At 73.8% G+C, this 244-nt stretch carries 1 pseudogene; it reads left to right on the top strand.

Features of this window, described 5'->3' with window-relative positions:
• Positions 1-148: pseudogene (locus CCN72_RS40215) on the top strand (phage tail protein); the annotation flags it as partial.
• Positions 149-244 lie beyond the last annotated feature (96 nt).

The following is a 244-nucleotide window of genomic DNA, read 5'->3' as shown; positions in this document are numbered from 1 at the left end:
CGGCGAGGTGCTGGTCCGGGTGTGGCCGGGCCGGGAGCCCGTGGTGGACGCGGACCGCGTCCGCGAGATCGTCCGCGCCCACAGCCCCGTCCATGTCCCCTGCCGGGTCGAGATCCTGTCCGGACCGCCCGCCGACGAAGGGAGGTGACGCCATGCGCGCCTGTCCCGCGTGCGGGGCGTCCAACGGCCCCGACGACGACTTCTGCGGCAACTGCGGTGCGTATCTGGGGTGGTCCTCGGAAAG

Source organism: Streptomyces murinus (genome assembly GCF_002154555.1).
GTDB classification, from domain to species: Bacteria; Actinomycetota; Actinomycetes; order Streptomycetales; family Streptomycetaceae; genus Streptomyces; species Streptomyces murinus.
This window is presented reverse-complemented; position numbering and strand designations above follow the sequence as displayed.